Source organism: Microcoleus sp. T3_B1, assembly GCF_036700445.1.
Taxonomy (GTDB): Bacteria; Cyanobacteriota; Cyanobacteriia; order Cyanobacteriales; family Microcoleaceae; genus Microcoleus.
Genome location: NZ_JAUBOX010000001.1, coordinates 11547 through 27076, shown reverse-complemented (window position 1 = coordinate 27076; position 15530 = coordinate 11547). Strand labels below are relative to the sequence as shown.

Here is a 15530-nt window from a genome sequence, read left to right as displayed (position 1 = left end):
AACTCAAATTTTTCAGGTATCAAGCATGACAGCAACTACCCCGCAGGCAACGTCAACAACGCCCGCTTTTTGCGAAGGCATTCAATATTTTTCTGAAACAGTCCCTGGTTTTGATACTTATGGGAAAACACCTGCGATCGCCGAGGGGAGCAAGTCGATCGCCGATCCTGCCGATCCCGTCGCCGTCTTTCAAACGATGCTGGGAGCAGACGCCCTGCGGTACCTGACGCTGCAAGTCACCGCCAGCAAGGCATCGGGACATCCGGGGGGTTTTGCTAGCCAAGCTGAGGCCTATGCCGCTTTGGTGATGCTGGGACACAAGAACATTGTCACCGAAGTGGGCCATCACGCCCCCGGCTTTTACAGCGCCATGTTTCTCGATCGATCTTTAGAGGATATGGGAATTTTCAACGTGCAGCAAGTGCGCGATAAATTCCGAGAAAAAGACGGTTTATTAGGACATCTTTCCGGTTTCATTCCCGGCCTTTTAGCACCGGCCGGCCCCCTCGGACAAGGGCAGCATTTCGCAATGGCTGGAGCGCTTTTGCACCCCGACAAACTGTTTGCTTTCACAATGGGCGACGGCGGCATGGGCGAACCTTATCCGATGAGCAGCATGGCGCATTTCCACACTGCTTATCCCAAAGCTACTAACTTTTTGCCAGTGTTAGTTTGGAACGGATATTCTCAGGAACATCACAGCATGGTTTCAACTAAAACTAATGCTGAAATGATTGCTTATTGGCAAGGCAACGGTTTTGAAGAAGTTATCTTAGTTGATGCCAAAGAATTTGACGATAAAAATCAACCGGAAGATTATGTTGACAGCACTGCTTTTTCGCTCGAACAGCGCATGGCATTTACCAAAGCTGTTTTACAAGGAGTTGACAAAGCGGCAAAATCTGCTCTCGGCGGCAAATTAACTGCGTTTATTATCAAACAGTTAAAAGGTGCCGGCGTCCACGCGCGCGGAGCAAAATCTCACAACCTTTATCCGAAAGATACACTGGATGCTCCGCACATTATCAGTGCTTTAAAAGAGCGCGCTTTGACTGCTGCTGCTTGGGAGTTGGTGCGGACAAATTGCGAGCGTGCGGGCGGCGGGCCGGCGGCGAAAACAGTTGTTACTGAGTTTACATTGCCGCTGGCAGATTTAGGCGAATTGCCTTTAGAAGAATTTGCAGTTGGGGGAGAACCGAAGATTTCGACAACAGCAATGGGACGTTTGGTAGGGAAAGTCGGCGAGTGCGATCGGACTTTTCTTGTGACTAATGCTGACGGCAACGAAGCATCGGCAATTGCCAATATCAACCAAGCTCTTAAGATTATTCACCCGACGACAGATGACCTGTACAATCAATCGCCCAACGGTCAAGTTTACGAACCTTTGAGCGAAGATGCTTGCGCCGGTTTAGCCGTAGGTTTATCGCTATTTGGAGCGCGGAGTTTGTGGTGTTCCTACGAATCTTTTGCCATTAACGGTTTACCAATTTGGCAAACTGTAACCCAAGCAATGGCAGAATTGCGCCGTCCAACTCCGGCAACTGTCACCTTATTTACAGCGGGTGCATTGGAACAAGGCCGTAACGGTTGGACGCACCAGCGGCCGGAAATTGAGGCTTATTTTGCGGCGATGATGCGGAACGGAAATGTGTTTCCTTTGTTTCCACCGGATGCTAACAGCATTCAAGCTTGTTATGAGTGGGCTTTGACTGCTAAAAATAAGGGAGTTGTGATTACTGCAAGCAAGTCGCCGCTGCCAATTCGCACTACTCTTGAACAGACTCGCCAAGGTTTGCAAGACGGTGCAATAGTGCTGCACGAAGTCGATTCCCCGCAAGCCGCCCACAATCAAGGGGGAAGCAAGAAAGTTGTGTTTGCAGTTGTCGGCGACATGACTTTAATGCCAGTGTTTGAAGCAGCCGCATTTTTGGAAACAGAAGGCATTGGAGTGCGAATTGTTTCTGTTGTCAATCCTCGGCGTTTGTACCGTGCTAGCGATGTTGCTTGGGATACTTGTTCGGAAGCTGACGGCGGCTTTTTGAGCGATGAGAAATTTGCCGAATTGTTTGGCGGAGATGCCTTGATAGGCGTGACAGGCGGTGCTTCTGGGATGTTGGAACCTGTGATGCTCCGCAGCAATTGCAAGCGGGATACTTTCGCTTGGAAGCGGGGGGAAACTACTGCTAGTGCTGGTCAGTTGATGGCGTTTAATGGGTTGACTGCTGAGGCGTTGACTAAAAGGGCGATCGAGCTAGTTCATTAAGTTAGAATGTGAGTGAATGCCCCTGCCTGGTTTGTGCTGGGTAGGGGCTAGTAATATTCAAATAGGATGGTGATACCTATGACAGCAAAAATTTTAGAAGAAAGGCGAAGAACATGAAAGCTTTAAAAAAGCGATCGCTAATATGAAAATTTATAACTTTGATATTAAATCTGTTATACCAATTTTTTATGAGGTTGCATAGAATCCGATCCCCCCTAGCCAAGAGGGCGGGCACGGGGAGTAGGGGTCGCACCGCCCCTACTAAGGGGGGACAAGATTCTTCTCAAAGTCAACCCCTACTCCCCAACAATCAGGGGGATTTAGGGGGATCGAGATATGTGCAACTTCACATTAAATTGGTATTAGGACCGGAATTATTCTTATCTCTATTCTCTTCATCGGCGTGAATCAGCGTCAATCCTTTGTCATCTGCGGTTAATACATTCTCTTTTTTTTACCGCAGATGAGGGCAGATAAACACAGATTAACGCAGATGGATTATCTCAAGTCTGGTTACTCGCTCCTTGATTTTTTGCTGTTGAGTAGATTTGACGCCCGACGATGCTAGCGCATTTGATATGATACGATTCTAGAGCTATACCTGCAGCTTTAACCTAATAGCGAGGGCAGAATTTATTGTGTGAACTTTTTATTGTTTTACTGTTAGATAAGTTTGCTTTGTTAGCTGGTAATTTAGCGATAGTGCTAGAGGTTTTGCTGCGGCCGAACATCAATGTTTTGTGAAAAATGGGTCTTAAATTTATGGATTTTTTCCCCCGCAAGCCATCAACCAAAAACTCATCATCGATCGATCGCCCGCAGCTACAAACTCATCCCGCGAAACCAGATAGCTTTCTATTTCCGACTCTGAAATGAACCCTTGTTTGACCATTTGCAAAATGGGCCCGGAGTCCAGCAAAGGTTGAAACGCCTCAATTCCGATGATATCGCTGTGGCTGACAACCGCTTCTAAATCAACGCTAACAAACCCAGCTTCTTTGAGAATGCGGCACAGATTTCGCCCGACGCATAAATTGCCGCCCCGCGATGCCATCACCTGCTTGAATTTCTCCCTGACAATCTCGACTGACCAAGGCGGATTTGTCAGCCAAAACAGATCCGCATCGCTATCGATAATCACCAGTTTTCCCCCAGGCTTCAAGATGCGGAATATTTCTTTAGCTGCTGCGACGGGATCGGGAAGGTGAACGAACAGCAAACGGGCGATCGCAAAATCGAAAGTGTTAGCCGCCAAACCAGTATCCGCAACTGATGCTTGAATGCGATTTACTCGATCGCCCCCTTTGTCCTGCAAATATGCTACTGCTTTTTCGTGCAGTACCGGGTCAATTTCTACCGCTGTTACCGAACTGTTTGGCAGCAATTCTAACAATTTTTCTGTGAAAAATCCCGGCCCGCTACCCGCTTCCAAAACTTTCATCCCGTCGGCTAAACCGAACCACTTTAAAGTGCGCGCTTCCTTTTCCCAACTGAGGAGAACTTGAGCTTTTAACCGTTGGATTTCTCCCTCAAATTCCAGATTGTACGCGATCGCTTGATACGAACCTTCTGCTGGCATGAAATTATCCTTATTCTTACTAGGATACCAGGATTATAATAGAAATATAATCAAATCTCCGATCGAGTTATCTGTGCGTAAGATCGTTTCCGGTGGCATGGGAATGATTTAACCACAGAGGACGCAGAGAACGCAGAGTTCGAGAAGAGAGAGATGAATAATTCCGATGAAGTGCGGATTTTGCAACACAATCATCAGAACTGCGCTTTAGCGCAATTCTCGTTGCCGACCTCCACAACCACAGTTGGCGGACAGATGCAGGACGGAAACCCGGTAATTCCTCTATTGTAAGAAGATGACGGATTACCTAAACTAAAGACGCTGATTTTCCCGCATCCCTTACTATTTTTATTTTATGCACTATGCCCCAGACTTTACCTCAACCGGAGAAACGAACATTTTTAGTTGTGGATGACCATGCGATGGTGTTAGGTGGCACGCTTAACATTCTGAAGCAAGAATATCCAGAGGCAGACATTCTGACGGCTCCGACTGCTCAGGCAGCCCTTCAGCAAATAGCGCAGACTACCCCGGATTTGGTGATTGTGGATCTGGTGATGCCAGAGACGATCGGCGAAACGGCGCAAGCAAATTCAGGGCTTCAACTCCTCAAAACGTTGATGGAGCAGTATCCGACTCTGAATATTGTGGTGCAGAGTGCCCATGTTCGGACTTTAGTTTGGCTGAAACCGTCGATCGACAATCACATGGGTGGCTTCACAGTTGTCGATAAGAGCCAGCCGATGAAAGACTTGCTGGCAATGGTTGATTGGGCACTGCACGAGCGGATTTATACACCCAGAGAGATCCGCAATGGGCTCCAACTCAAACCCGCCTGGATGCAAGTGTTGCAATTTGCTTTTCACGAGAGCTTGCAGGATACTGCGATCGCCAAACGGATGAATGTTTCTGAACGCACTGTGCAGTATTACTGGACTAAGATTCGAGATGTGCTAGAGGTGTATCCTGAGGATGATAAGAATCTGCGGATTCAAACGGAAGTGCGAGCTAGGGAAGAAGGATTGATTGATTAGTGAAGCGCGATCGATGGCAAGCAGTGAAAGCGGGCGTCACGACTTGGGGACGAGGAGCGCTTCCAGGGGTGATGGTGATTGTCGCTGTGATGATGGCTAGATTGAGCGGTGCGCTTCAGTTTTGGGAGTTGGTTGCGTTCGATCGATTTCTGCGTTTGCGTCCTCCTGAGTCAATGGATGAACGGATTGTAATTGTCGGCATCACTGAGGAAGATATTCAACGCGCTAGAACTTATCCGATTCCCGATCGCGATATTGCCGATTTACTCAAACGGTTGCAAACGTATCGACCGATCGCGATCGGGCTAGATATTGTCCGCGATATTCCGGTGGAACCAGGTAATGCTGAACTAACATCGGTGTTTCGCAGCAGCAAGAATGCGATCGGAGTGGAGATTGCACTGCCCGATCGCAGTGGCTTTATCGTCAAACCTCCGCCCGCGCTACCACCCGAACAGGTTGGCTTTGCAGATTTCGTACTCGATGCGGATGGCTACCAGCGCCGCAGTTTATTGGGCACTAACAACGATCGACAGGAATACCGTTTTTCCTTCGCGATCCGGCTGGCAGAACTCTATTTAGCAACCCGAGGAATTAAGCTAGGTAATGGAATTCGCGATCCGGAGGCGATGCGCTTTGGCAGCATTGAATTTACCAGAGTGCAGTCAAACTCTGGCGGATATGTGGGGGCGGATGCAGGCGGGAACCAAATTTTACTGAATGTTCGCAGCGGGACAATGCCATTTCGCGTGCTTTCCCTGGCCCAAATCAAATCTGGACAGGTCAACCCGGATTGGATTCGAGGCAAAATTGTGCTGATTGGGATGATGTCTTTTAGCGCGAAGGATTTGGCAAGTTCGGGTGCGATCGCAGGCATCAATCCCGGACGGATTTACGGAGTCGAAATGCAAGCCCACGAAACCAGCCAGATGATTAGCGCGGTACTCGATCGGCGAGCGTTGCTTCAGGTTTGGGGGGAGGGCTGGGAAACGCTCTGGATTGCGGTCTGGGGACTCTTGGGGATGAGTTTGGGACGATTTCTGCGATCGCCCTGGAAAATTTTGATCGGGCTCTTAGTCGCCAGCATTAGCCCGATCGCGCTCTGTTACTGGCTGATTCTTTTGGGATGGTGGGTGCCGATCGTGCCTGTATTGCTCGTACTCGTGTTGAATGGGGCTGGGTTGACGGCAGCGTTATTTTATCGCCACGAACAGGAACTCCGACTGCGGTTGGAGGAACGTCAATTTGCGATCGAACAAACTTTTAATGCGATTCATAGCGGGCCTTTACAAACATTAGTGGTGATTTTGAGAACAGTTGGGGAGCAAGATCCACCGCCGCCGTTTCTACCAGAGTTGCAACGCCTGAATCAAGAATTACGGGCAGTTTACGGCTCAGTGCAACGAGAAGCGATCGCGGATGAACCGCATCTCCGCATGGGAAGTGCGATCGAATTGGCCCTGCAGGCTCCATTGCATGAATTGCTCTACAAGGTCTATTGCAACACGCTAGAACAAGAACTGCCTTACCTCAAAACGCTCAAATTCAAAATTGTGCAGTTCGATGCCTTGAACACCTCACATCTGCGGTTGGAACACAAGCGAGCACTCTGCCGCTTTCTGGAAGAAGCGCTCTGCAATGTCGGCAAACACGCGATCGAAGCCACTCGCTTGACCGTAATTTGCACTCAAGAAGGCGATCGGCAGGTGATTCGGGTGGCGGATAATGCCAAGGGGAACCCGTCTGACGCAGAAGCGCTGAGTTCCGGTGAAACGAACTGTGACAGGGAGACAACTCAATATCTAAACTCTAAACTCCAACCTTCAGGATTAGGAACGCAATTGGCAAACAATTTAGCCAAACAATTAGGGGGAACATTTCGGCGCTACCCAAATGTACCGAGGGGGACAGTGTGCGAGTTAACTTGGTCAGCCAAACGGCGCTGGTTCTGGTAATTGGTTGGGTTCACCCTTGTCAAATCGTTTATGAACGGGCAAGATGCCCGTTCCACAAGAAATTCACTCTTTGTGGAACGGGCATCTTGCCCGTTCTTGAGAATGGTTCAAGAGCTCAGATATAACGAACTCTGGATACGGCAATGCCCAAAGCGTGTCAACTTAAGCTGTCAGTCCGCCCAGTCCTCGCGCCCGCCCGGCAGTCCGCCAGGGAATGAATTCCCTGTCTCATAGCGAAAGTCCTCTCAAAGAGGACTGAAGAACTCATTAGTCGTCTTCAGACGACTTTCGCTTTGAGGCAGGGGTTTAAACCCCTGCCGGACTGCCGGACTGAGGGTTTGCCCTTAAGCTGACACCAATATCTTTGCACCTTCGGGCAAACGACCGTTGCGGGTAGTCCTCTATTGTGTTTCTGTATTGTTGATTACTGTAGAAATAGTTACAGAGGGGATTGCGATGATGACTCACGAGTTGAAACGTCGAACCATTTACTCTGCGGGCATTGCGAGTTTAATGCTGAGTGTTTCGTTCTGGATCGCTCCTGTAGCGCTGGCACAATACACTCCTCCTGAAAACCCTTCTAAACCGAAAGAAACGGGGACGAATACCACTCGCGGCGGCAGTTGCGAAGCTAATTCATCGGCGAGATTGACTGCCTTAGTGCCGTTTAGCCATGTAGGAGAGACGATTTCTGGGCATCCGACCTTTACCTGGTTTGTACCCGATCGCACTCCTCGTCCGCTGCAATTGAGGCTGTTTACTCGCACGGGACAACTTCTCTACAGAACCGAGATGCAGAGTCAGCCAGGAATCATGTCGGTTGCTTTGCCCTCAAATCTGCCCCAACTGTCGATCGGGCAATCCTATCAGTGGCAAGTGGTGTTGGTGTGCGATCCGAATGTTCCTTCGAGGAATGTGGTGGCGACGGCAGAAATCCAAGTCGTTGGGCCTGCGGCGTCGTTGCAGACTCAACTTGCAGCCGCCCAAACTCCCCAACAGCGGATCGACCTGTATGCGGAGTCTGGGCTGTGGTATGACGCGATCGCAGAAGCGCGGAAAGCTTCTGAGACTTCTCAAAGCCAAGCGGCTGTGCTGGAATTGCTAGATGCTCTTGCGAGTTCGGAAGCCGCACCTTTGAAAGACTGGAGCGATCAATTGAAGCAAATAAGAGCGATCGAACAACAGCGACAAGCTTCTCAGCCCAAACCCTAAATCCCATGAAGCCTTTCTCGCTAAAACTGCTCAAATCCAGTAATCGTAAAGTGCGATCGGGCTTCCTCTTTCCCCTCGCCTTTTGCCTTTTGTCTGTTGCCTTTTACATTCCTCCGCACTCCCCACTCCCGGCTGCTGCTCAGGCGATCGAGGCTAGTGAAGCAGAGGCCGATCGGCTGTGGCAGCAGGGCAACCAACAATTTCAGACTCGCCAATTCCCAGCAGCGCTGAATTCTTGGCAACAGGCACTGCAAATTTATCGCGCCCTCAAAAACCACGAAGGGGAAGGTGGGGTACTGAACAATTTGGGAGGTGCTTACCGCTATCTGGGCAACTATGCCAAAGCCATTGAGTATATGCAGCAGAGTTTAGTCATCGCCCGCGAAATTAAAGACCGCGACGGAGAATGGGCAGCACTAGGCAATTTGGGAATCGCTTACAAATCTCTGGGCAATTATGCCAAAGCGATAGAGTATGGACAGCAGAGTTTAACCATTGCCCGCGAAATTAAAAACCGCTTTGGGGAAGGCGCAGCACTAGGCAATTTGGGAATCGCTTACAAATCTCTGGGCAACTATGCCAAAGCCATTGAGTATGCACAGCAGAGTTTAGCCATCGCACGCGAAATTAAAGACCGGGACGGAGAAGGGACAGCACTGGGCAATTTGGGAGGCGCTTACCTCTATTTGGGCAACTATGCCAAAGCCATTGAGTATACACAGCAAAAGTTAGCCATCGCCCGCGAAATTAAAGACGGCCAAGGGGAAGGTGGGGCACTGAGAAATTTGGGAGTCATTTACCGTTCTTTGGGCAACTATGCCCAAGCCATTGAGTATGCACACCAGAGTTTAGCCGTCGCACGCGAAATTAAAGACCGCCAAGAGGAAGGTGGGGTACTGAGAAATTTGGGAGTCATTTACCATTCTCTGGGCAACTATGCCAAAGCCCTTGATTATGCACAGCAGAGTTTAGCCATCGCACGCGAAATTAAAGACCGCCTTGGGGAGAGTGTGGCATTGGAGACTTTCGGAGTTGCTTACCACTCTCTGGGCAACTATGCCAAAGCGATCGAGTATTCACAGCAACAGTTAGCGATCGCCCGCGAAATTAAAGACCGCGACGGGGAAGGTGGATCACTCGGCAATTTGGGACTCGCTTACCTCTATTTGGGCAACTATGCCAAAGCGATCGAGTATTCACAGCAACAGTTAGCGATCGCCCGCGAAATTAAAAACCCCCTTGAGGAGGGTGATGCACTCAGCAACCTCGGAGTGGCTTTCTTGAAAGCTGGTAACCCCACAGAAGCGGAAAAAATGCTCATCAATGGGATTCAAGTTTGGGAATCGATGCGGCAAATGGTCGGCTCCAACGACGCGAATAAAGTCTCCATCTTTGAAGGACAAGCTAACACTTATCGGACTTTACAAACAGTCCGAGTGGCTCAGAATAACCCGATCGCCGCTTTAGAAATTGCCGAACGGGGACGTGCTCGTGCCTTTGTCGATCTCCTGACAGAACGCTTATCGTCAGGTTCTACCAATCCCGTTATTAACACTTCTCCCAACCAGGATCAAATCCGACAAATCGCCAAAGCACAGAACGCCACTTTGGTGCAGTATTCCATCATCTACGACAACTTTCAGATTCAGGGCAAACAAGTAGGGCGAGAATCCGCGCTCTACATTTGGGTGATTCAACCCACGGGCGAAATCACCTTCCGCCAGGTAGACCTCAAACCTCTCTGGCAGCAGCACAAAGTCTCCCTAGCCGATCTAATTATTGGCAATCAAGAATTCCTTGCCGTCCGCAGTCGTGGCAGTTCCCCCGTTCTTCAAACCCAACCCGATTTACCGACGCTGCATCAACTGCTGATCGATCCAATTCAAACGCTTCTACCAAAAGATCCCAATGCCCATGTCATTTTCATTCCTCAAGCTTCGCTCTTCCAAGTGCCCTTCCCCGCTCTCCAAGATGCCAACGGCACTTACTTAATCGAGAAACACACCATCTTAACTGCACCTTCGATTCAAGTTCTGGCATTAACCCGACAACAACGACAGAAGTTAGCATCTCAGGCATCCCATAGCGGTAACGCTTTAGTCTTGGGCAATCCCACGATGCCGAGTGTGTCTCTCTCTCCGGGAGAACCCAAACGGCAATTGTCTCCTCTACCTGGAGCCGAAGCCGAAGCCAGAGCGATCGCCCCTCTGCTCAAAACCCAAGCCATCACAGGCGCTCAAGGTACAAAAGCTGCGATCGTCCCAAAAATGCCCCAAGCATCGATTATTCATCTGGCAACACATGGATTGCTGGATGATGTGCGCGGATTGGGAAGTGCGATCGCGCTGGCTCCCTCTGGCAGCGATGACGGCTTATTGACCGCAGAAGAGATTTTCGATATGAAACTGCAAGCAAATTTAGTCGTTTTGAGTGCTTGCAACACTGGAGAAGGCAGAATTACCGGGGATGGCGTGATTGGCTTGTCGCGCGCTTTGATTTCAGCAGGAGTGCCGAGTGTAATTGTTTCTTTATGGGCGGTTCCCGATGCGCCGACATCCGAATTGATGCGATCGTTTTACCAAAACTTGCAAAATAATCCCGACAAAGCACAGGCATTGCGGCAAGCGATGTTAACCACGATGAAAACTCATCCCCAGCCGCGAAATTGGGCGGCATTTACTCTTATTGGGGAATCAGAGTAAGTTTTTATGAATAGCGAATCAGCTCAATGTTTTTCTACTAAATTTTAATCGCAATCGTTTGTTTTTACAGCACTTTTGCAGGTTGATCTGAAGCTGTCATCTGCCCAGTCCTCCCGCCCACCCGGTAGTCCTTAGCGGGAATGAATTCCACGGGGCTTATAGCGAAAGTCCTCGCTATGAGGACTAATACCAAATCTAACTTAAATACCCTCTTTATTTCTTAGTCTGCGGAGGCAGACTTCGTGTGTGTAGTAGCGGTTTCAACCGCCGAATCATAAAGGGGGTGGAAAACCCGGACTTTTCTTCTGAGTCCTGATAGCGAGGACTTTCGCTTTGAGGCAGGGGTTAAAACCCCTGCCGGACTATAGGTTTAACTTTTTATAGGGCTGGAGATTCTTCGTTTTACTCAGAAGGACAGAACTACGTCCCAATGCGTAAGTCCTGATATTCGCATACGTTGCACTTTCCCGCAATCAAGTTTGCACCTGATACTTCATCAACTCTGTGGGTAGAACGAATGATTTTTTGATCGGAGCTGCTTAAGATTTAAGTAAAGAATGGATCTGATTAGAACAGAGTTTGAACCTACAATTCCTAACTTGGCACAATTAACTAACAAGAGAGTCGAACATTATGACAATATCTACTGGTCAAAATCACAAAATTCTGCTTGTAGAAGATGACGCCCCCGTCCGCACTCTCGTCTACCGCTTTTTGAACCAGACATATCAAGTACAAGTTGCCGCAGACGGCAAAACTGCTCTCGAAATTTTTGAGGAATTTAACCCAGTTCTGGTGATATTGGATTGGAATTTACCAGACACAACTGGGTATAAACTCTGCCAAGAAATGCAAAATCAAACTAATGTTTTAGTTGCAATTCTGAGCAGCCGCACCGGCCAAGAAGATCGGATTAAAATCATGAAAGCAGGTGCCGATGATTTTATTTGCAAACCGTTTAATCTTGAAGAATTGGCAGTGAGAGTTGAAGTCTTGTTGAGGCGGGCGAGATCCGTCGCTCCGCCCAACCTTATCTTCGGTCAATTAGCGATCGATTTAGTGGGTAGGCAGGTGAGATTGAAGGAGCAAATTCTAACGCTGACAGCCTTAGAATTTGAAATATTGTGTTTTTTGGCAACTCATTCGGGTAAAGCTTGCAGCCGCCAACAGCTAATCGAAAAAGTTTGGGGGTGGAAATCCAATTATGCAACCGAAGAGCGAGTGGTGGACGTGCATATCGGCCAAATTCGCAGGAAAATGGCTAAAGTTGATGCCGCTGTTCCCAATTTTATTCAAACTGTTCGGGGATACGGTTACAGTTTTGCTCCGAGCGCTCGGAGTAACAAGGTAGTTTGTAATTGAAACAGTCCTTCCTTAAGAAGGAGGACTTTGAAGCATCTTCCCCTCTTTATTAAGCGTGCAAGGGGATATCTAAGGGCTAATTAAAAGACTGTTAAGCTGTTTAGCATTTAAACTGCGTATTTTACAGACTGAAACCCAATACTTGCTTAGATAGCCTCTGAGTTTTACATGGTGAACAGCTTACTCGCTTTCTTGAACTTTGAAATAGTCGCAATAGAGTCAAAAATTATGACGATATCTACCGCTCGAAATTCCCAAATTCTGGTTGTAGAGGATGACGCCCCCGTCCGCAATCTTGTCTTCGGTGAACTAGCGATCGATTTAATCAGTAGAGAGGTGAGATTGAAAGAGAAAACTTTAGCTCTCACACCTTTAGAATTTCAGCTATTGCATTTTTTAGCCATTCATTCGGGTAAAGCCTGGAGTCGCCAACAGCTAATCGAAAAAGTTTGGGGATGGAAATGCAATGACGCACGAGACGAGCAAGTGGTGGACGTGTATATCCGTCTGATTCGCAGGAAAATGGCTAAAGTCGATGCCGCAGTGCCGAATTTCATTAAAACTACTCAAGGATACGGTTACATTTTCCATCCGATCGCTCGCAATCACAGGGTAGTTTCTAATTGAAGAATCATTATTATATCAGGTAAATTGAACACCGCTATAGTCTGGTCAATTTACCTGCTGTATTTTTATGCCGATCGATGAAAGCAAAGCCGCGATCGCGACAAGCAGATTATAGAGTACGATCGGGATACTAACCCTTATCGCGAAACTGGTGGCTGCAAAACTTTAGCATCCTTTGCTATTTCCGCTGACTCCAAAACCTCCTCTAAAACCGGAGAAGGAATTGGCACTTCTTCAACTACCTGATGCTTTTCCATAGTCAAACGAGACTGCGACGAACCCGACAATCTTTTCAACAATTTCGGTGTCGGATCGTACAGCAAATAAATAATTCGATCGCCTGCTTGCCAAATCTGAGTCGCCGACACTACTTGCAAGTACCCTTGCCTTTCCAGCAGCAGCGGCGCCAACTCCCCGGCTTTAACCAAAGCTTGCAAGTGAGCAATCTGAAACTGCAATCCCTCTGTTTTTAACTCAGTTTCCCCCAATTTCACTTCGCCGTCGCTTAAATATTCGTTCCAATCCTTCAGCGACAAATCGGAGACAAAAGCTTGATTGATTTTAGTCGGATTTGCAGGCGTATTTGCTTGCGGATCTTTGGGGAATATTGCCAAAACCCTCGGCGGTGCAAACTCTTCGGCCGCTCGCTGAGCTAACACTAAGTTTACCTCGCCGTTGTTAGTCATTGCCAGAAAAGTTCCCATCGATTCCAGTCCGGCTTCTTCTAACACGCTGTGATCCAGAGCACTGCTCAAAAACACCCGCAAACCCTCTCGTTCTGCTTGTTCGCAAGCTTCGGGATTTGTGTCGATAATTGCCACCGATTCTCCGCGTTCTTGAAACAAGCGAGCAATTAATCTGCTCAAAGGATTTGACCCGACAATTGCTGCACCTGTTGCGGATTTTGAGGTGATGCCCAAAATTTGAGCCATCCGTCCGGCGGTTAGTCCCTGGACGAAAACTGTCATAATAATTGTTAGGAAAACTAAGGCTTTAATCGAGTCGCCGCCGTTGATTCCCCGCTGGGTGAGCAAAATTGCAAATAAAGATGCGATCGACGCTGAGACAATTCCCCTCGGCGCTACCCAACAAACAAATAATTTCTGCCGCCAATTCAGTCCGCTGTTCCAAGTACACAGCCAAACGTTGATCGGCCGCACTACCCACATTAAAGCTAAAACTGTAAACAAACTTCCCCAACCGAGCGCGACCACACTAGCGAGGGATAAATCGGCCGCCAGCAGCACGAACAGCATGGAAATAGCCAGGACTGTGAGTTGACCTTTAAACCTCCTCAGCAGCCTTTCTTCCGGGACAGCAGCGGCTCTGAGGACGATGCCGGAGAGGACTGTTGCCATCAGTCCCGATTCGCTGCGGATTTCTTCTGCTAAGCCGAAAAATCCCCACAAACCAGCTAAAACTACTAAGTTTTTGAGGTCTTCGGAGAGAAATTGCGATCGCTTGAGAATGAATCCCAGCAGCCAACCTCCTGCAACTCCGATGACTGCGCCAACGAAGAGTCGCACGATTAAATCTCGGAACACAACCAGCAAATCAGCATTGCCGTTCAAAATAATATTCAGCACCAATACTGCCAGAATTGCCCCGACAGGATCGATTAAAACGCCTTCTGCTTCTAGCAAGGCGGCAACTTTTTTGTCAACGGATACTTGTTTGAGCAAAGGGCCGATTACCGTCGGGCCTGTGACGACTACTAGAGAAGCATACAGAAATGCGATCGGCCAGGGAAATTCCCCCAACCAGTGTGCGGCCATTCCGCCGCCTATTAGCGTAATTAAAGTGCCTACCGTAACTAAATTGCGGATGCTGCCGGAAACTTTGCCTAAGTCTCGCAATTCCAAATTCAAGCCGCCTTCAAACAGAATTAAAGCTACGCAAAGGGATACCATAACTTCCAAACCGCTGCCCAGCAGATTGGGGTGCAGCACTCCGAAGCAGTCTGGACCGGCTAAAATGCCAAACAACAGCAAAAAGACGATCGCCGGAACTTTCAGATAAGCGGCGAGAACTTGAGCGCTGATGCCACAGATGACGGTCATGACCATCAACTGGGTGATGTTAAAGGGGATTTCCATAGATATTATTGTTACAGGCTGCCCGCTTAGTTTTAAATGTGCGATCGCGGGTAATTGGAGTGCAGGCGCTATTTTCGGCGCAGCTTACAAACTCGGCACGGCCCTGCATTTTTCCCAATAAGATTAAAAAACCTTGATAGTCGCTATAACTTTATCAGATAATTCTCTTGGCGTCAAAGATGGCAGATCGCTGTAGCTAAGCGAGAGATTATCTGTTATGTTCGAGAGTCTGATGGGGTGCGGGCAGAGAGGGAGAGGGTTTGACTAATTTTGATGGGGAGTCAATCGATTGCGCGATTTTAGATTTTAGATTTTAGATTAAAGAATTGAAGCATTGACCCCACGGATAAATACGTTCGGCAAGTTTCATCGGATACAGGTTTTTTATTTCACCGGTCCTGAGTCTGCTTTCGGAATGAATCCGGGGGCTTGTATCCTAGATGCTTGATTGTCAATCTCCAATCAAAAAGCTCACATCTCAAATCGATCGCCGCCAGACTCATCTTTAGAGTAGTTTCCATCTAAAAAACTCTAAAATCCCATGATTCATCTGTAGAGTCAATCTCAAATCTAAAATCTAATCGATCGCCCTCAGACTCATCTTTAGAGTAGAGTTCCCATCTAATATTATGTCCGGTCGATTACCCCTAATACGGTAGGGGCCCGTGAGCCAACAATACCGGCCAATAATTGACCA

The 15530-nt window shown here is 48.3% G+C and carries 11 protein-coding genes; 9 read left to right on the top strand and 2 right to left on the bottom strand.

Going from position 1 to position 15530, the window contains the following annotated elements:
* The first annotated feature begins 25 nt into the window (after positions 1 to 25).
* A complete protein-coding gene (locus QT990_RS00100; protein WP_333464756.1) occupies positions 26 to 2266 on the top strand; it encodes a phosphoketolase in 2241 nt (746 codons plus the stop codon).
* Positions 2267 to 3026: 760 nt separating this feature from the next.
* Here QT990_RS00100 and QT990_RS00095 read toward each other — a convergent pair.
* Positions 3027 to 3845 carry a class I SAM-dependent methyltransferase gene (locus QT990_RS00095; RefSeq protein WP_333138527.1) on the bottom strand — a complete coding sequence of 273 codons (819 nt, stop codon included), beginning with the start codon at positions 3843 to 3845 and terminating at the stop codon, positions 3027 to 3029.
* A gap of 153 nt (positions 3846 to 3998) precedes the next feature.
* Here QT990_RS00095 and QT990_RS00090 point away from each other — a divergent pair, with 153 nt between their 5' ends.
* The 7 genes from QT990_RS00090 (at position 3999) to QT990_RS00060 (ending at position 12737) form a co-directional block, all read left to right on the top strand.
* Positions 3999 to 4136: a hypothetical protein gene (locus tag QT990_RS00090; RefSeq protein ID WP_333138529.1), complete on the top strand. Its 138-nt coding sequence runs from the start codon at positions 3999 to 4001 to the stop codon at positions 4134 to 4136.
* Between the two features lie 71 nt (positions 4137 to 4207).
* Complete coding sequence (locus tag QT990_RS00085; RefSeq protein WP_333138531.1) at positions 4208 to 4879, top strand: response regulator transcription factor; 672 nt, start codon at positions 4208 to 4210, stop codon at positions 4877 to 4879.
* Positions 4879 to 6834, top strand: coding sequence for a CHASE2 domain-containing protein (locus QT990_RS00080; protein ID WP_333138533.1), 1956 nt, complete (start codon positions 4879 to 4881; stop codon positions 6832 to 6834). The genes QT990_RS00085 and QT990_RS00080 overlap by 1 nt, the downstream gene beginning before the upstream one ends.
* 456 nt (positions 6835 to 7290) lie before the next feature.
* The gene (locus QT990_RS00075) at positions 7291 to 8046 is read left to right on the top strand and encodes a DUF928 domain-containing protein (RefSeq protein ID WP_333300149.1); all 756 of its coding nucleotides are present in this window, start codon (positions 7291 to 7293) and stop codon (positions 8044 to 8046) included.
* A gap of 5 nt (positions 8047 to 8051) precedes the next feature.
* The gene (locus tag QT990_RS00070; RefSeq protein WP_333464755.1) at positions 8052 to 10748 is read left to right on the top strand and encodes a CHAT domain-containing tetratricopeptide repeat protein; all 2697 of its coding nucleotides are present in this window, start codon (positions 8052 to 8054) and stop codon (positions 10746 to 10748) included.
* Between the two features lie 633 nt (positions 10749 to 11381).
* Complete coding sequence (locus QT990_RS00065) at positions 11382 to 12110, top strand: response regulator transcription factor (RefSeq protein WP_333464754.1); 729 nt, start codon at positions 11382 to 11384, stop codon at positions 12108 to 12110.
* A gap of 228 nt (positions 12111 to 12338) precedes the next feature.
* Positions 12339 to 12737: a winged helix-turn-helix domain-containing protein gene (locus tag QT990_RS00060; protein ID WP_333142335.1), complete on the top strand. Its 399-nt coding sequence runs from the start codon at positions 12339 to 12341 to the stop codon at positions 12735 to 12737.
* A 137-nt stretch (positions 12738 to 12874) separates the two neighbouring features.
* Here the strand turns inward: QT990_RS00060 and QT990_RS00055 are convergent, their stop codons facing one another.
* Positions 12875 to 14833 carry a cation:proton antiporter domain-containing protein gene (locus QT990_RS00055; protein ID WP_333305282.1) on the bottom strand — a complete coding sequence of 653 codons (1959 nt, stop codon included), beginning with the start codon at positions 14831 to 14833 and terminating at the stop codon, positions 12875 to 12877.
* Between QT990_RS00055 and QT990_RS00050 the strand changes: the two genes are divergently transcribed.
* Positions 14796 to 14954: a hypothetical protein gene (locus tag QT990_RS00050; protein ID WP_333305344.1), complete on the top strand. Its 159-nt coding sequence runs from the start codon at positions 14796 to 14798 to the stop codon at positions 14952 to 14954. The two genes, QT990_RS00055 and QT990_RS00050, sit on opposite strands and share 38 nt — an antisense overlap.
* The last annotated feature ends 576 nt before the right edge of the window (positions 14955 to 15530 follow it).